We start from the raw sequence: 17,620 nt of genomic DNA, 5'->3' as shown, positions 1-17,620 counted from the left end.
GGCAGGGCCGGTAAAACGGCCACAAACCGCCACTATTGCAGCGGCGGGTGCTTTTCGTCGAAGCTGGTTGCGTCCTGGTAGGCTTTGGCCAGCGCCAGAAGCTTGCCTTCTTCGTAGAGCTGGCCCAGGAAGGTGATGGTGGTAGGCAAGCCGGCGGCAGTCAGGCCATTGGGCAGCGCTATGGCCGGGTGGCCGGTGAAGTTGGTGAGCACCAGGCTGGTGCTGAACGTGGGCGTGATGTAGCAGTCGAAGCCCTTCAGCTGGGCATCCATCTGCTCGATGAGCAGGCTGCGCACGCGCTGGGCCTGGATATACTCGACGGCCGGAATGAAGCGCGATGAGCGGAAGGTATTGGGCCAGGCCGAGCGGTTTTGCAGCACCATCTGCCCGTCGCGGCCCGAGCGGGTGAGGTCGTCGAACGCCGCCGCGCCTTCGGCCGTGAGAATGAAGCGCAGCATGCCCGGCGAAAGGGCGGGCAGCTCCAGCGGCACCAGCTCCACGCCCAGCTTGCGCAGCACTTCGAGGGTGGCCAGGTCGTTGGCCTTAGTGGGGTAGTCTTGGTCAAAAGCCTTTTTGATGTAGCCCACGCGCAGCTTTTTGATGCTGTTGCCGAAAGCGTACTCGAAGCGGTTGGGGGCCAGCATGGTGGCAGGGTCGCGGGCATCGGGGCCGGCGGCGGTGAGGGCGGCCAGCACGATGGCGCAGTCCTCGGCCGAACGAGCCAGCGGGCCGGCTTTGTCCATGGTCCAGCTCAGGGCCATGGCCCCGGCGCGGCTCACCCGGCCGTAGGTGGGGCGCAGGCCCGTCACCCCGCAGGCCGTGCTCGGGCTAAGGATGGAGCCCAGGGTTTCGGTGCCAATGGCAAACGGCAGCAACCCCGCCGCCACCGCCGAAGCCGACCCGGCCGACGACCCGCTGGAGCCCTTGGTTACATCCCAGGGCGTGCGGGTTTTGCCACCGAACCACACATCGCCCTGCGCCAGCTCGCCCAGCGTGAGCTTGGCCACCAGCACCGCGCCGGCTTCGCGCAGGCGTTCCACCACGGCGGCGTCCTCGTCCAGTACCTGCTCCTTAAAAGGCACCGAGCCCCAGGTGGTTTTGTAGCCTTTGGCGCTGAATAAGTCCTTCACCCCAAACGGAATGCCGTGCAGCGGCCCCCGGTACCGGCCGGCCTTGATTTCGGCGTCGGCCTGCTTGGCTTGCTGGTAAGCCAGGTCTTCGGTGAGGGTGATGACGCAGTGCAGCTGCGGGTCATACTTCTTCAGACGGGCCAAAAAGAACGTGGTCAGTGCTTCCGAAGTAATTTGCTTGGTGCGCAGCAGTTCGCTTAACTGGCGCACCGTGTAGAAGGCCAGGTCGTCGCGGTTGGCGGGCAGCGCCACTTTGCCCGTAGCCGGCAGCCGGCCAGCACTTCCGCCTCCGCTCAGCTGGGCCTGCCGCATGTGCAGCGGGCGCGGGTCGAAGCCCACGGCCGGGGCCACGCTGTTGGGCAGCGGCACTTTGCGCAACGCCTCGTAGCTGTCGCGGTAGCCGCTCAGGTTGCGGCGGGTCGAGTCGAGTTGCGCATCGTTGAAGTTCAAGCCGAACAGCTGCTGGGCTGTGCGCAGCATGGGCACCGTTATTTCGTCGGGAGCCGTGGGCCGGGCTACGAAAGCTCCGGTAGCAAAGCAGGCTGTGCCGAGCAGCAGGGCAGAGAGAATTTTTTTCATGAGTATAAAGGCCTGAATAAATTGTAGAGGATGCAAATAAATTTCAATGTGCCGGGAGCTGCACCACTCGCCTCCACAGCCGCAGCAGCTCCTGTTCCTCGTGCTGCCAGCTGAGTTGCGGGGCGGCGGCGCGGCAATTGGCGGCCAGGTGCTGGTAGCGGGCTACGTCGCCGCCGGGCAGCAGGCGGTTGAGGGCGGCGGTCAACGTAGCCGGGGCAAGGTCGGGCACTAACTCGGCCACGTCAAATTCGTCGTTGAGGGCCCGGTATTCGGGGAAGTCGATGAGGACCTGCGGAATGCCGGCGTGTACGTAGTCGAAGAACTTGTTGGCTAGGGAGTAATAGTAGCTCAACCCCACATTTTCCAGCAGCATAATGCCCACTGCTGCCTGCTGGGTCACCTCGCGCAGCTCCTGCGGCAGCACAAACCCCCGAAACTCAACTTTGCCCGAATCCAGCAGCCCCAGCCGGCCGGCCTGGGTCCGCAGCGCGGCCGAGCAGTCGCCTTCGCCACAAATCACCAGCCGACCGGCTACCTCCGGCATTGCATCGAGTAGTTGCTCCAGACCGCGCCCCACGTTCAGCGCGCCTTGGTAAAGAATGTAGCTGCCAGCTGTTGCGAGAAAGGGCTCACGGGCATAGCGGCTCACGTTGCGCACCACGCCAACAGGGCGGCCGTACCGCACTTCGAACAGGCGCGCCAGGGCCGGCCCTACGGTATAAGCCAGCCGGGCGCGCGGCACGATAAACCGCTCTACTGCCCGCCACAGGCGTTGCACGGCGGGCCGGGCCACCACTTCGGGTACTTCCGTGAACAGCTCGTGGGCGTCGTACACCAGCGGCTGGCCGCCCAGGCGGGCGCGCAGCCACATGGGCAGGGTCGTGTCGAGGTCGCAGGCGCACCAGGCCGCCGCCCGCTGGCCCAGCAGGTACAGCAGCAGCCGCAGGTTGTATTCGAGGTAAAAAAGCTTGCCCTTCTGAAACCAGCCGCGCAGCCGGTGCTGGGCATACGGCTGCGGCGTGAGCGGGGGCGAGGCCGGCCGCTGCCACCCCACCAACTGCACCCGGTAGCCCGCCGCGGCCAGGCTGCCGCAGATGCGCTGCATGCGCTGGTCGAAGCACAAATCGGTGGTCACGGCGAAAACCAGCCGGGGGGCGAGGGGGTTGGGCACGGAGCGAAAGCGGGCGCGCCGCCCCAAATGGCCCGGCGCTAAGTTTTTTTGTTCAAATTTACAGCCCGGGCCCCACGGCTTCGGAATTATCTTAGCCGGAAATATCTCTTCCGGCATCCTACGTTGTGCTACCATGGCTCCTTTTTCGGCTGCTGCTTCTGCCCGTCCTGTTGCTCCTTCCCCGGCGTCGATGCTCGACCAGTTGGGGCAGGTGTACCTGCTGCTCGATACCGACGGGGTCATCGTGGAAGCCAACGATGCCTTTCTTCACCTCACCGGCTACGCGCGCAAGCAGGTACTGGGCCAGCGCGGCCACGAAATGTTTATGGCCCCGGGCCAGCGAGAGCAGCGCCGCCGCGACTACCTCGAAGGCGTAGCCACCGAAACCCTGCCCACCGCCTACGACCGCACCTTGCTCACCCAGGGCGGCCAGCCGCGCCTGGTGCACTGGCGCACGGGCTACACCCGCGACACCGCCGGCAAAGTCACCGGCGTGTGGATGACCGGCCAGGAAGCCAACGAAATGACCCTGGCCTCGCCCGCCCTGGCCAACGACAGTACCCACCTCCAGGACTTCCTCGACAACGCCCAGGATTTGGTGCAGCACCTGAGCGCCACCAACGCCTTCCTCTTCGTGAACAAGGCCTGGAAGGAAAAGCTGGGCTACACCGATGCCGAGCTGGCCACCCGCACCCTCGCCGATGTGGTGCATCCCTATTACAAGGCCAAGCTGCTCTATCAGCTGCGCAACCTGTACGACGGCGAGCCGGTGAACAAGGTCGAAACCGTGTTCCTCACCAGCCTGGGCAAGCCCGTGCACCTCATTGGCAGCATGAGCGTGGTGCGCGAGGAAGGCCAGCCGATGAGCAGCCGCGCCATCCTGCACGACATCACCGACCGCATCAAGGCCGAGCGGCTCCAGAAGGTCTACTACAGCATTGCCAACCTGGCTATTTCGGCCAAAGACTTGCCCAGTCTCTACGGCGCGATTCACCGCGAGCTGAGCAAGATTATCGAAACCAGCAACCTGTTCATCGCCCTTTGCGACGATGTCCGCACGCAGCTGCAGTTCGTGTACCACGTCGACCAGTACCCGCAGAACCGGCCGCAGGCCGCCCAGCCGTTTTCGGACGGCGTATCGGAGTACATCATCGCCGGTGGGCAGCCGCGCTACCTCACCCACGCCGATTTTCAGCAGCTCGTGCGCAGCGGCACGCTCACCCTCTTCGGCCAGGTGCCCGAGGTGATGCTGGCCTCGCCGCTGAGCATCGGCGACCGCATCATTGGGGTGCTGGCCGTGCAGGACTACCACCGCGTGGACGCCTACACGCCCGGCGACCTCGACGTGCTGCACTTCATTTCGAACCAGGTGGCGCTGGCCATCGAGCGCAAGCGCAACGAAGAGCAGATTGGCCGCCAGACGGCCCGCCTCAACGCCATTTTCGAAAGTGGCTCGCACGTGATGTGGACCGTGGACACCCACGGCCACCTCATGAATTTCAACCGCAACTACGCGGCCCTGTTCCTGCGGCGCAACGGCACGTATCCCGTGCGCGGCATCAACCTGTGGCAAGCCGACCTCGAACGGATGCCCACCCACGAGCGCGACACCTTCGTGGAGCACTACGAAGCGGCCGGCAAGGGCCAGGCCCAGCGCTTCCAGATGTGCCTGCGCGATGCCCGGGGCTACGACGTGTGGACCGACGTGTACCTGAACCCGATTTACCTGGGCGACGGCTCCTTTGAGGAAATCTCGGCCATCGCCCACGACATCACCGAGCAGAAGCGGGCCCATTTTGCCCTGGAGGCCCAGGAAGAGAAGTTCCGCTCCATTTTCGAGTCCTTCCAGGATATTTATTACCAGACCAACGACGAGGGCCTGCTCACCATCGTGAGCCCGTCGGTGCGCGAGGTGCTGGGCTACGAGCCCGAGGAAGTGATGGGCCAGCCCGTGGCGCTCTACTACGTCGACCCCACCGACCCCGACCGCGTGGGGGCCGAGCTGGAGCGCAACGGCGGCCTGCGCAACTTCGAAACCCAGATGTGGCACAAGTTGGGCCACCCCGTGAGCGTGCTGGTGAACGCGCGCCTCTCGGTCGACGGCCGGCGCGGCACCGAGGGCATTGCCCGCGACGTCACCGAGCTCAAGCAGATGCAGGACGACCTGCGCCTGGCCAAGGATGCCGCCGAAGCCGCGCTAGAGGCCAAAACCCAGTTTCTGGCCAACATGAGCCACGAGCTGCGCACGCCCATGAACGGCATCATCGGCATGATTGACCTGCTCGACCAGACCGTGGAAAACGACGAGCAGCTCGACTACGTCGACACGCTGCGCAAGAGCTCCGACGCCCTGCTCACCATCCTCAACGACATCCTCGACCTGTCGAAAATTCAGGCCGGCAAGCTCCAGATTCACGAATCGGCCCTCGAGCTGACCGCCGTGATGGAGCGCATCCGTTCCCTGTTCATCTACCGCGCCGAGCAGAAAAACATCCGTTTCACTTACCACATCACGCCCCACACGCCGGCCTTTGTGGTTACGGATGAAGTGCGCCTGCTGCAGATTCTGAGCAACCTGGTGGCCAACGCCATTAAGTTCACCAACGAGGGCACGGTTAGCATTGTGGTGAGCAGTGTGAGTACCGACGGCGAGCTGCATACCCTGCGCTTCGCCGTGCAGGACTCCGGCATTGGCATTTCGAGCGAAAACGCCGCCCGCCTTTTCACCAACTTCACGCAGCTCGATACCACGCCCAGCAAGGCTTACGGCGGCACGGGCCTGGGCCTGAGCATCAGCCGGCAGCTAGCCGAGCTGCTGGGCGGCGAAATCGGGGTGCTTTCTGATGAAGGGGAGGGCTCGGTGTTCTGGTTCACGATTGCCACCAAGGCCGCCCAGCGCGAAGACCTGCCCGCCGTGGCGCCCGTGCGCGACCCGGTGTTCAAAGCATTCGAAGACCCACCCCGGGTGTTGCTCGTCGACGACAACGCCATCAACCAGAAGGTGGGCCAGCGCCTGCTCTCGCGCCTGGGCTGCGAGGTCGACGTGGCTGGCGGCGGCCCCGAGGCCATTGGCCTGGTGAAAACGCCCGGCCTGGAGTACGACATGATTTTTATGGACATCCAGATGCCCGACATGGACGGCGTGGCTGCCACGGCCGAAATTCGCCGCCTGCTGGGCAGTGCCTGCCCCCCGGTAGTGGCCATGACGGCCTACTCGATGCAGGAAGATGCCGGCCGCTTCATGCGCCAGGGCCTCGACGACTACGTGGGCAAGCCCGTAAAAAGCCGCCACCTCTACGAAGTGCTGCACCGCTGGCTGCGCCCGCGCGGCCCACGCTCTACGTCGGCTGCCACGGTAGCTGCCGCTGCCGTTGCGGCCGTATTAACGCCGCCCGTTCCCGTGGCCAGCCCCGTGGTGCCCGAGCCCGATGGCGCAGCGACCGAGCCCGTCCTTGACGAAGCTATTCTGCTTCAGCTGATGGAGTTGGGCGGAGCGGAGTTCACCACCGACCTGTACCAGGAATTCGAGCAGGAAGCCGGCGACCTGCTGCGCGACGCAGCACCAGTTGTGGCCAGCGCCGAGTTTCGCGAGCTACTGCCCATGCTGCACCAGCTGAAGGGCACTTCTGCCACGCTTGGGGGCGTGGCCCTCGCTGCCCAGGCGCGCCACCTCGAACGCCAGTTCAAGGAAGGACGTATGGAAGCTGGGGCAGCGGGCTTTCAACTTTTAGAACATTACTTTGCACGCTTCGTTGCCGAATATCCGGCCGCAGTGCAGCGGGCCACAGCTGCCGAATAAACCGTTCGTTTTTGCTTGCCTCTGCTCCTCTACCATCCATTCTTCTCACAAAAACCCCACGCGCATGTCTGTTGATACCCAAAAGACGATTCTGATTGCTGAAGACAGCTCGGTTATCCTCAACCTTACCCGTAAAATCCTCGAGCTTCAGAAGTACAAGATTGTGCTGGCCAAAAACGGCGGCGAAGTACTGAAGCAACTCGAAGGCAACCCCATCGATTGCGTGCTGATGGACATCAACATCCCGGTGAAGGATGGCATGCAGTGCACCCGCGAAATCCGTGCCCACGCCGACCCCAAAATCAACAAGCTGCCCATCATCGCCATCACCGGCAACGCCAACAACTACTCGATGGACCAGTTCCGGGAGGCCGGCGTAACCGATTACCTGCCCAAGCCGCTCGACTTCGATGCCCTCGTGCGCGTAGTGAAGCAGTACGTCGGCTAGTTTCCAGTTGTCAGTTGCTCGTTGTCAGTTGTCAGGTCGTTCTATTCGGCTATTTGTGCCTGACCAACAACTGACAACGAGCACCTGACAACTATCATGCAAGTAACTTTCCTTGGCACGGGCACCTCGTCGGGCGTGCCCATGATTGGGTGCACCTGCGCCGTGTGCCGCTCGCTCGACCACCGCGACCACCGCCTGCGCGTGTCGGTGCACGTGGTGGTCGACGGGCGCAGCCTCGTTATCGACTCGGGTCCCGATTTTCGGCAGCAGATGCTGCGCGCCCGCGTCACCCACCTCGACGGCCTGCTTTTCACGCACGAGCACAAGGACCACACCGCGGGCCTCGACGATATCCGGGCGTTCAACTTCCGGCAGCAAACCGACATGCCCGTGTATGGCGAGCCGCGCGTGCTGCGCCAGCTGCAGCAGGAGTTTGCCTACATTTTTGCCGAACACAAGTACCCCGGCGTGCCCCGCGTGGTATTGCACCCCATCGAGCGCGACGACGAACCGTTCGACGTGCTGGGCGTGCCCGTGCTGCCGCTGCGGGCGATGCACCACAAGCTGCCGGTGCTGGGCTTCCGCATCGGCAACTTCTGCTACCTCACCGACGCCAACCACCTCAGCCCCGAAACCCGTGCCCAACTGCGTGGGGCCGACGTCATCGTGCTCAATGCCCTGCGCCGCGAGCAGCACATCTCGCACTTTACCTTGGCCCAGGCCATCGAAGTGCTCGAAGAAGCTGCCCCCAAACGGGCCTACCTCACCCACATCAGCCACCAGCTGGGCCGGCACGCCGATGTGGAAGCTGAATTGCCGCCGTGGATTCGGCTGGCGTATGATGGGCTGAAGGTGGAGGTATAGGCGATGTGGGGGTATCCATCTTTGACAGAAGAGTTTGTTTCGTCTCTCTGGCCATCAGAACTATTAGCGAGAGTTCAGCAAAACACGAGTAATCGGGTGCTTGAGTATCGAACTGAACCTTTTCGGGGTGATGTTGGGACGGACTCGTTTGCAATCAGACGTATTCGCTGGTTTAACAGCGTTTCAAATCGTCCTAATGTGGCCGGCTGGGTTGAGGCGCTACCGCATGGTAAGGGCAGTAGGCTTACATTACGCCATCATTTGAACCCTTTTGGATTTTGGGTCGGTGCATTGGTTGCCTTACTAATCTGCGCTTTTGGGCTGCTAATTGCCGTGACACTAGTGCTTGATGGTGATGCCAGCCCACTGGTTCTGCTGCTTCCTCCCAGCCTATTTATCCTTAGCCTATCCTCTATTACAGGGCCGTTTTGGCAGGAAGTTAAAAGTTCTCGTGAAATTCTGATTGAGCTTTTGGTCTTGGAGAAGCCAGAAGATACAGTTTGAATCAAGCCAGAAGCTAAAAATTCTGATATGCACACCAACTATTACTTCCTGCGCCAGCTGGCCCCCGCCCTTACCGAGCAGCTGCGGGGCTACCGCGTGGCGGCCTGCTTCACGCAGGAGAAGGACGAGCTGGTGGTGGGCCTCACTAACGGAACCGCCGAGTTTTGGCTGAAAGCCCAACTGGGCGCGAATTTTCCGGCGCTGGCCCTGCCCGAAACTTTCCAGCGCGCCCGTGCCAATTCCGTCGATTTATTCCCCGATTTGTTGGGCGAGCAAGTCGAAACCGTCGTGGCCTGGCCCCAGGACCGGGTGCTGCAGGTGAATTTCCGCAGTGGCGCACGCCTTGCGTTCAAACTCTATGGCCCGCGTCCCAACGCCATTTTCCGGACTACTCACGATGGTGCCGCCCAGCTTTTCCAGCAGAAGCTGCTCGCCGATGCTGACCTACGCCCGCAAACTGCGCCTGCACCCGCGGTGCCCGGGAAGCTCCCGCCGCCGCTGGCCGACCTGCCGCTGCGCTACCTGCGCACCCACGGCTACGACGAAGCCGAGCCCGAAGCCAAGTCCCGCCAGGTAAACCAGGTATTGGCGCAACTTGAAAAGCCGGCTCATTATTACATCATCCAACTCGACGGCCGCACCCGGCTCAGCCTGCTGCCGATAAGGGAGGTGCTCGAAACCTTTGCCGGCGACGACCCGCTGGCCGCGCTGCGCCGCTTTGTGCCCATGGCCCTGGGCCGCCGCGCCCTCGAAACCGAAACCCAACAGCTGCGCCAGTTGCTCACGCGCCGCGCCGACGAGGCTGGGACTGCTGCGGCCCACGCCCGCCGACGCCTGCACGCGCTGGCCCACGAAGCCGGGTACCGCAACTCGGCCGACCTCATCATGGCCAACCTGCACGCCATCGCGCCCGGCGCAGCCCAAGTCGAGGTCATCGATTTTTATACCAACGAGCCGCGCATCATCAAGCTCAAGCCCCGCGAAAAGCCCCAGCGCACCGCCGAGAACCTTTACCGCAAAGCCAAAAACCAGCAAATCGAAGAGCGGGAGCTAACGGAACGCATTGCCCGCCGCGAGGCCGAAGCCTTCACGGCGCTGGAGCGGCTGGAGGAAATGGATAACGAGCCCGCCCTGGCCGAGCTGCGCGGGCTGCGCAACTGGCGCAAGCAGCACGGCCTCGACCCCACGGCTAACGCCAACACTAAAGCAACCGGCGAGCTTCCGTTTAAGGTGTTTGAAGACCGGGGCTTTACCATTCTGGTGGGTCGTAGTGCCGAAAACAACGACCTGCTCACCCAGAAATACGCGCACAAAGACGACCTCTGGCTGCACGCCAAGGACGTAGCCGGTTCGCACGTGGTCATCCGCCACCGCGCCGGCCAAACCGTGCCCGAGCCCGTAATAGAGCACGCCGCCATGCTCGCCGGCTGGTACTCCAAGCGCCAGAATGATACGCTGTGCCCGGTCACCGTTACGCCCAAAAAGTTTGTGCGTAAGCCCCGCGGCGCGCGTCCGGGCCAGGTAATTGTGGAGCGTGAGCGGGTTGTGTTGGTGAAACCCGGCAATCCCTTCGAGCGGGAATCATAACCGTAGCACGCAGCTTTTGCTGGGTCTGGTGCCAGTTGAAGGCCTTTCCATACGGAGCAAAGGCTGCGTGCTACAGCTACAGACTATACGAAAAAGGCCGCTGCAATTGCTTGCAGCGGCCTTTCGTTTTTGCGTGCGCGCGGGGAGATTCGAACTCCCACACCCGAAGGCACCACCCCCTCAAGATGGCGTGTCTACCAGTTTCACCACGTGCGCAAAGGCAACTAAACTTGGCATTCGGCCGAAGCCGGCGTCGCTGAGGTAGCGAAGCGGGTGCAAAGATAGCCGGAGGATTTGGGCTACACAACCAATGGGGTGGTTTTTCATGTTTCCTCCATGATTTGGCCGCTATACTTGAGCTTACGTAGGGGAAAGCAACTCCCTTTCTTACCTGACAATCATCTGGCTACATGGCAAACGCTCCGGCTCCGTCGCATACATCTTTTTTTGGCCGGATGGCCGAAAGCATCACCAAATTTTCGGGTTCTACGGCCGCTTTCCTTGCTGCCGCGGGCATTGTGCTGGTCTGGGCACTCACGGGGCCGCTGTTTCACTACTCCGAAACGTGGCAGCTGGTCATCAACACCGGCACCACCATTGTCACCTTTCTGATGGTGTTTCTCATTCAGCGCGCCCAGAATAAGGATTCGTTGGTACTGCATCTCAAGCTGAATGAGCTACTGGCTGCCACCCAAGGCGCCAGCAACCGCCTCATCAATGCGCAGGATTTTTCGGAAGAAGAAATTCGCCCCTACACGATTTTTACTGTGCGCTGGCCGAACTGGCCAAGAAAGACAGCGACCTCGGCAAAACCCACAGCGTGGAGGAAGCCGAAGCCAACCAAGCTGACAAGGTAGCGGCCCAAGTCGAGTAGGTCATACATAAAGCAGGCCGCCACAACTATTGTGGCGGCCTGCTTTAATCTCAAAACCGGATTAGGAATTACTTATTCGGCGCGGGTCAATGGCGACTCCACTACGTGCTCCGACACGAACCACACCTGCATTTCGTTGGTGCGAATGAGCTGGCTCACAATGAGGTCGTTGGTGCCGTCGTCGCCCTTGTCATCGGCTTTGCTGGCGTAGTCGTGGCAGTTTTTGAGGAGGCGCTGGTGGCCGTCGAGCAGGCGCGAAACTTGTACGGGGGCTTCTTCGCGGTCGCGCGGCACCCGGGGAATGCTGCTGAGCTCGGCTACGTCGTGGGCCATGGCGACGGCCACGCCGCCCAGAATCTGGATGCGCTCGGCAATGGCATCCACCAGCACGGCTTGCTCCTCATAGTGCTTGTCGAAAAGCAGGTGCAGCTGGTAGAAAGTAGGGCCTACTACCTGCCAATGGTGCTTCTTGTACATGTCGCGCAGCGTGATGGTATCGGCCAAGAGCTGGTTGAGCATGGTCACGCTGGCCTGCCGGGTTGGCTCGTCGAGGCCGATGGGCAGGCGCTGGCTCACGGTGCCGTAGCGCTGGGTAGGGGCAGGAGCGTGGTTCTGCTGGTTGAGAATGGGCTGGATGTCGACGGTAGCGTTGCTGCCGGCACCTTTACCGGTGTTGCCAGCTGATTTTTTGGCGGCGGGAGCGGCAGTTTTTTTTGATGCGGCGGCTTTAGGAGCAGCAGCTTTGGCGGAAGAGGCCATAAGAAAAGCGAAAGTTGAGGTGAGTGGTTGGCCGAGCAATTCGGCAGCGAAAATTGTTATTCATCGTACGTAAAGCACCCTGCGGGGTTAAGTTCAACCTGTTAAAATCTCCTTATGGCCGAACCTCAGACCACAACCAAACTGCCGCATGATGTGCACCCCGAGCACCACCTTACCAGTTCGGCCATGTTGCAGGACGTGGTCATTGGCCTCTCCGACGGCCTCACCGTGCCCTTCGCGCTGGCGGCCGGGCTCACCGGGGCCGTGTCGTCATCGAGCCTGGTCATCACGGCGGGCCTGGCCGAGATTGTGGCCGGCAGCATTGCCATGGGCCTGGGCGGCTACCTGGCCGGCCGCACCGAAGTGGAGCACTACGCCTCGGAGCTGGCCCGTGAGCACCGCGAGGTACAGGAGGTGCCAGATGTGGAGCGCGCCGAAGTCGAAGAGCTGCTCGCCGACATGGGCCTCTCCGAAGCCACCCGCCGCCAGGCCGTGGCCGAGCTCACCGCCGACCCCGAACAGTGGGTGAAGTTCATGATGAAGTACGAGTTGGGCCTCGAAGAGCCCGACCCCAAACAGGCGCCCAAAAGCGCGGTTACCATCAGCGCCGCCTATGCGGTGGGCGGCCTCATTCCGCTCAGTGCCTACTTCTTTACCGCCACGCCGCAGCAGGGGCTGGGATGGTCGGCCGCAATTACATTGCTCTGTCTGCTCATCTTCGGCTACTTTAAAAGCCGCCTGACTGGCCAGCCACCCGTAGCCGGCGCCCTGAAGATGGCCGTAGTAGGTGCGCTGGCTGCGACTGCCGCGTTCGGTATTGCCCGGCTGGTGGGCGGAGCTTAAGCGTCTGCCGCTGCTACATTTCCCGTTTTCTTCTTGCCATCATCCATGAAACTCAAACTTCCCAAAACTTCCGCCGTGCTCGTCAAGGGCAAGTCCTTCCGCCTTGCTGAGGTAGACGCCGGCAGCGAAAAGCCCTTTGCCCACCACCCCAGCAACCGCGAAGACGCCACCCCGCGCCTGCTGGAGCTGCGCAAGCGCCTCTTCGAGCTGCAGGAGTTGCTCTACGCCGAGCACAAGCAAGCCTTGCTGCTGGTATTTCAGGCGATGGACACGGGCGGCAAAGACGGCGCTATCGGCAACCTGCTCACGGGCGTGAACCCAGCTGGCGTAACCGTGGCTTCGTTTAAAGCGCCCTCGCCCGAGGAGCTGAGCCACGATTTCCTCTGGCGCATTCATGCCCAGGCACCCAAGCGTGGCCACATCGGCGTGTACAACCGCTCGCACTACGAAGACGTGCTGGTGACCCGCGTGCACGACATCGTCGACGACAAAACCGCCAAGCAGCGCTTCGAGGATATTAATAACTTCGAAAGTATGCTTACCAACAACGGCACGCGCATCCTCAAGTTTTTCCTGCACATCTCGAAAGAGGAGCAGGCCGCCCGCCTGCAGGCCCGCCTCGACGACCCCGCCAAAAACTGGAAGTTCGACCCCAACGACCTCAAAGAGCGCGCCCGTTGGAACGACTACCAGGCCGTGTACGAAGACGCCCTGCGCCACTGCTCGCCCGACCATGCTCCGTGGTTTGTCATTCCCGCTAACCAGAAATGGGCCCGGGATTTAGCCATCGCCGAAATCGTGGTTGCTGCTTTGGAAGAGATGAACCCCCAGCCGCCCAAGCCCACGTTCGACGTGAAGGCGCAGCTGATTGAGTAATAAAAAAAGGGTTTTGAAGCAGTCATTCTAGAGCCGTTTCGGAATCAGTGGATGCAGGGGCGGGGTCGTACCCGGTAGGGCTTGCCCCCGCCCCTGCATCGTTCCGCCTGTACACTGGCCACGAAACCGCTCTAAAGTTGATGCAGGCATGCAAAGAGCGGGCGCAGAGGGGAATTTATCGGGGACAACTATCAGGAGATAGTATCTTGCCTCGCATATATTCCTTTCTGTTTTTGCATGACCATTACTTTCCTTTCCCGTTCAGCGGGGGTTCTGCTGTTTGTTCTTCTAGTTGGCTGCCACGGCAAAACCAGCGACAAACCGCAAACCAACACCACCAAGGCCACGTCCAAACCGGCCGCCTCGCCCGATAAAGAAGCGGCTACACCGGCCGCTCTTTACGAAACGTACCGCGGCCGTTTTGCCGCCGCTCCCGACAGCTTTACCCTGCACCTGACAATAGTGCCCGTTTCCGAGGACATCGAAGCCGGAAGCCTGTCTGCGCACTACTACGGGGCCGATGGGATAGTGCACGACCTCAGCGAACGGTCTAATGCTGCGCCCGATAGCCTGCTACTCGGCGACAGCGGCCCCGCGCCGGCATCCGGGCAGCCCGAACCCGATTACACCTGGCACCTGCACCGCGAACCCAACGGCAACTGGGCCGGAACCCGGGCCGGCCAGCCGCTGCAGCTGCGGCGGGTGAGCACGGCGCTGGAAGGGCTGGGGTTTGCCGCGGTGCTGCACACTGATAAAATAGCCGCCTTCCCTGCGGAGCCAAATTCGCCTTACGCCGAGCTGAATTTGCAGGGGCTTGTGCCCACCGGGCCTGCCGCTACTAGCGAAGCCAACCAGCTCTTGGCTGCCAACATATTGCGCGAAGAGCGGGGCGATACCCTCGCCGGCCTAGCCGCCCCGGCTTCGCTGGATGCGCTATGGAGCACCAAGCGCCAGGCCTACACGCGGACCTACCGGGCCGATGCCGCCGAGCTGCGCCCCAAGGCTGGCAGCACCGATGAGGAAATTCCGCGCTATGCCTTGCAATACCAGGAGCGGATTACTGCGCACGTCATGGTCCATCAGCCGCCGCTGCTCAGCGTGGCCTTTCCCGTCTACGAATTCTCGGGTGGTAACCGCGGCCATGAGGAAACTCGCATCCGCAGCTTCGACCTGCGCACCGGGCGCGCGCTGTATTTCGACGACATTTTCCTGCCGGGCGCGCGTACTCAGTTGGTGGCCGTGCTGGAGCGCCATCTGCGCCAGGCCAGGAACCTCAACGCGACCGAGCCTCTCGAAGGTGGGTTGATGAATGGCAAGATGCCGGTTTCTACCAATGTCTGCCTCACCCCCGGTGGCGTACTCTTCAGCTATTCCCCCGCGGCCATTGCTCCGGAAATGGAAGGCGCGGTTGATGTATTCGTGCCCCTGGCCGAGTTGCGGCCTTGGCTGCGCGAGGGCCTGCCGCTGCCAGTAGGTGCCGGAGTCGCCGTTCGTTAGGGGTGCCGTTTTAGCAAGCTTGAATCTGATGCAGATGACCAGCTATTTACGGCCCCGCATGGCTGGCCTGTTCGTGTTGGCGCTGGCCGGCTGCCATTCCAAAACTGACCAGCAACACACCACCGCTGCCACAGATACTTCCAAAGCAGGCGTTAAGGCAGTTGCAACGCCACCAATAGTTTCCGACCGGGGTTCCTTGTACGAGACGTATCGTGGCCTTTTCGCTGCTGCGGCCGACAGCTTCACACTCCATTTAACCCGCGTACCTCCCCGGCTGGACAGCGAAGACGCCATCGTTTCGGGCATTTACTACGGTGCCGACATGCACCCGTTAGAGCTTGAGGAACTGGCGTTGCAGAGTACTGCGCCCGATAGTATGCTCCTGCAGGATGTTAGCGACGAGGCCCTCCCCACTGGTGCCGATGGGCAGGCAGGCTCAGTTTGGCGCCTGCACCGGGAACCCAATGGCAACTGGACCGGTACCCGGGCCGGCCAATCGCTGCGGCTACGGCGCGTGAGTTCTACCCCCGGCGGCATGGGTCTGGCCATTGAAAGCCATTCAGACACCATTGCCGCCTACCCCGGCAGCCCGCAAACTCCCTACGGCGAAGTGAGCATGCAGGGACTTACCCCCGTGGGGCCTGCTACTGGCACTGCTGCTGGGACGTTGTTGGCTAGCAATATCCTGCGTGAGGAGCGCGGCGACTTCAAAGCCAAACAAGCCGCTCCGGCTTCTCTAGATGTAATCTGGGCCAGCCAACGGCGAGCATTTAAGAAGGAATACCGCGAAGTTGCCGAAGAAATGAGGCCGCTGTTTGAAGATACTACCGAGTCCTTCCTCAGCTCTTCTCTGTACTACTATCATCGTAAGTCGGTTAATGTATGGGTGCACCAGCCTCCTCTCCTGAGCTTGGGATTCGCCGACTACAGCTTCTCAGGTGGCAATCACCGCCTAGGCGATACCCAGTTGCGCAGCTTCGATTTGCGGACGGGGAAGGCGCTCTCCTTCGACGATATCTTCCTGCCTAAAGCCCGCACCCAGCTCCCGGCTTTGCTCATCCGCTATGCGCGGCGTACCCTTCACACCCAGGCAGGGGAAGCCCTCATTGCCCGCTTATCAGAGCCGGATGAGGGCGTAAGCACGAATGTGTGCCTCACCCCCAGAGGCGTCGTATTCAGCTACTCTCCATATGAAACGGTGCCCACCAGCTACGAGGAAGCCCGCTTGTTCGTGCCCTTTGCCGAGTTGCGGCCCTGGCTGCGCGATGGCCTGCCGCTGCCAGCAAGGGCCGGGGTGGCGGTGCGGTGATTCCAACCGAAAACGATTAAAACCCATCGCAGCTAAAGGGTAAAATCAAGCCGTGAAATTGTAGGCAGCTACGCCAGCAGCCTGCGCTTAGCAACGCCGATATAGAATTCCTGCTTCATGAAAACTGCTTTTCCTGTTCATCTAGTGAGCGTTGTGCTGCTGGCCCTGGCGGGCTGCCACGCCCAAGCCGACCGGTCCCAAACCAGTAAGCCCCCGCCCAAACCACCTGTCGGCAGGGCCACTGCTACGCCTGCGGCCAGCAGCCCCCGCGGGGCCTTCTACGAAACCTATCGCGGCCGTTTCGCCACCGCTCCCGACAGCTTTACCCTACACCTGACGTGCGTACCCAAGAACTTAGGTTCTGACGGTATTGCGGGCAGCTACTATGGCCCAGCTGGCCACCCGTTCCAGCTGGTTGGCCAACCAAGCAGTGGGCCCGACAGCTTGGTGGTATACGATACCAGCTCCGATACCTACCCCGGCGAGGCCGTTGCCATCAAAGGCGGGGTTTGGCGGCTGCGTCGGGACGGGGGAAACTGGACAGGCACCCGGGCCGGGCAGCCGCTCAAACTCCGTCGGGTAGGCGCTGCGCCCAATGGATTGGGCTTTGCTATAGCCATGCACTCCGATACGGTAGCGGCTTATCCCGGGGAGGCCCATACTCCCTATGGGGACGTAAGCCTGCAAGGACTAATACCCATCGGCTCATCCAACGCTAGCGCAGCAAATAAGAAATTGCTGCTGAATATTTTGCGTGAATTAGGTGCTAATTTATCGGGGCCGGCCCACACTTCCTGGCAGGCGCTTTGGCTGGCCCAGCGCCAAACGTTTACGCAGGATTACCGAGTTGCCACTGCCGTGCTCAAGCCAACTCCTGGTGACACCGCGGAGGCAATTCCCCCCGAGGTATTGCGCCACCAGCAACTCAATGCGGTCCATGTACTGGTGCATCAGCCTCCGCTGCTCAGTCTAAGCTTTAGTAGCTACAGCTACTCGGGTGGAGTCCACGGATTGGGGTCTACTCAAATTCGGAGTTTCGACCTGCGTACGGGACAAGTACTGTCCTTCAACGACATTTTCCTGCCGGAAGCGCGCCTGCAATTGTCCGCCCTGCTGGAACGCCACGTCCGCCAGACCATGCAGATACCCGCCGACAAGCCTTTGGATGACGAGTTGCTGGTAAGCGAAATACCGGTTTGCGAAAATGTCTGCCTGACGCCCGGCGGGGTCATTTTTAGCTATACACCTTATGAAATCGCAGCCTATGCTGACGGCGAAATACGCCTGTTCGTGCCCCTGGCCGAGTTGCGCCCCTGGCTACGCGAGGGGCTGCCGTTGCCAGCACGTGGCGGAGTTGCGGTTCGATAACTTTGCTTGTGT

The 17,620-nt window shown here is 61.7% G+C and carries 13 protein-coding genes and 1 tRNA gene; 10 read left to right on the top strand and 4 right to left on the bottom strand.

The window, feature by feature from the left end; translation table 11 throughout:
* Positions 1 to 32 precede the first annotated feature (32 nt).
* Positions 33 to 1,709, bottom strand: a complete 1,677-nt coding sequence (locus ABD837_RS17365; RefSeq protein WP_345056992.1) for an amidase — start codon at positions 1,707 to 1,709, stop codon at positions 33 to 35.
* A 43-nt stretch (positions 1,710 to 1,752) separates the two neighbouring features.
* Positions 1,753 to 2,880, bottom strand: a complete 1,128-nt coding sequence (locus tag ABD837_RS17360) for a glycosyltransferase (RefSeq protein ID WP_345056991.1) — start codon at positions 2,878 to 2,880, stop codon at positions 1,753 to 1,755.
* A 133-nt stretch (positions 2,881 to 3,013) separates the two neighbouring features.
* Between ABD837_RS17360 and ABD837_RS17355 the strand changes: the two genes are divergently transcribed.
* From ABD837_RS17355 to ABD837_RS17340, 4 genes are all read left to right on the top strand, one after another.
* Complete coding sequence (locus ABD837_RS17355) at positions 3,014 to 6,679, top strand: PAS domain S-box protein (protein WP_345056989.1); 3,666 nt, start codon at positions 3,014 to 3,016, stop codon at positions 6,677 to 6,679.
* Positions 6,680 to 6,743: 64 nt separating this feature from the next.
* A complete protein-coding gene (locus tag ABD837_RS17350; RefSeq protein ID WP_345056987.1) occupies positions 6,744 to 7,127 on the top strand; it encodes a response regulator in 384 nt (127 codons plus the stop codon).
* A 96-nt stretch (positions 7,128 to 7,223) separates the two neighbouring features.
* Complete coding sequence (locus ABD837_RS17345) at positions 7,224 to 7,991, top strand: MBL fold metallo-hydrolase (RefSeq protein WP_345056985.1); 768 nt, start codon at positions 7,224 to 7,226, stop codon at positions 7,989 to 7,991.
* A gap of 531 nt (positions 7,992 to 8,522) precedes the next feature.
* On the top strand, positions 8,523 to 10,082 hold the full coding sequence (locus ABD837_RS17340) for an NFACT RNA binding domain-containing protein (RefSeq protein WP_345056983.1): 1,560 nt from the start codon (positions 8,523 to 8,525) through the stop codon (positions 10,080 to 10,082).
* 134 nt (positions 10,083 to 10,216) lie between these two features.
* Here ABD837_RS17340 and ABD837_RS17335 read toward each other — a convergent pair.
* Positions 10,217 to 10,298, bottom strand: a tRNA-Leu gene (locus ABD837_RS17335).
* A gap of 239 nt (positions 10,299 to 10,537) precedes the next feature.
* Here ABD837_RS17335 and ABD837_RS17330 point away from each other — a divergent pair.
* Entirely contained in the window at positions 10,538 to 10,939 is a 402-nt protein-coding gene (locus ABD837_RS17330) for a low affinity iron permease family protein (protein ID WP_345056981.1), read from the top strand.
* An 89-nt stretch (positions 10,940 to 11,028) separates the two neighbouring features.
* On the opposite strand, the gene ABD837_RS17325 is transcribed toward ABD837_RS17330, so the two are convergent.
* Positions 11,029 to 11,715, bottom strand: a complete 687-nt coding sequence (locus ABD837_RS17325; protein WP_345056979.1) for a Dps family protein — start codon at positions 11,713 to 11,715, stop codon at positions 11,029 to 11,031.
* 114 nt (positions 11,716 to 11,829) lie between these two features.
* On the opposite strand from ABD837_RS17325, the gene ABD837_RS17320 reads away from it, so the two are divergent.
* The 5 genes from ABD837_RS17320 (at position 11,830) to ABD837_RS17300 (ending at position 17,608) form a co-directional block, all read left to right on the top strand.
* Entirely contained in the window at positions 11,830 to 12,558 is a 729-nt protein-coding gene (locus ABD837_RS17320; protein WP_345056977.1) for a VIT1/CCC1 transporter family protein, read from the top strand.
* A gap of 45 nt (positions 12,559 to 12,603) precedes the next feature.
* The gene (locus tag ABD837_RS17315) at positions 12,604 to 13,434 is read left to right on the top strand and encodes a polyphosphate kinase 2 family protein (RefSeq protein WP_345056975.1); all 831 of its coding nucleotides are present in this window, start codon (positions 12,604 to 12,606) and stop codon (positions 13,432 to 13,434) included.
* A gap of 237 nt (positions 13,435 to 13,671) precedes the next feature.
* The gene (locus ABD837_RS17310; protein ID WP_345056973.1) at positions 13,672 to 14,931 is read left to right on the top strand and encodes a DUF3298 domain-containing protein; all 1,260 of its coding nucleotides are present in this window, start codon (positions 13,672 to 13,674) and stop codon (positions 14,929 to 14,931) included.
* 34 nt (positions 14,932 to 14,965) lie between these two features.
* Entirely contained in the window at positions 14,966 to 16,240 is a 1,275-nt protein-coding gene (locus ABD837_RS17305; protein ID WP_345056971.1) for a DUF3298 domain-containing protein, read from the top strand.
* A gap of 117 nt (positions 16,241 to 16,357) precedes the next feature.
* On the top strand, positions 16,358 to 17,608 hold the full coding sequence (locus tag ABD837_RS17300; RefSeq protein ID WP_345056969.1) for an RsiV family protein: 1,251 nt from the start codon (positions 16,358 to 16,360) through the stop codon (positions 17,606 to 17,608).
* Positions 17,609 to 17,620: the final 12 nt, after the last annotated feature.

This window comes from Hymenobacter glaciei, from assembly GCF_039539585.1.
GTDB classification, from domain to species: Bacteria; Bacteroidota; Bacteroidia; order Cytophagales; family Hymenobacteraceae; genus Hymenobacter; species Hymenobacter glaciei.
The sequence above is the reverse complement of the archived record's forward strand: the minus strand, read 5'-3'. Positions and strand labels throughout refer to the sequence as shown.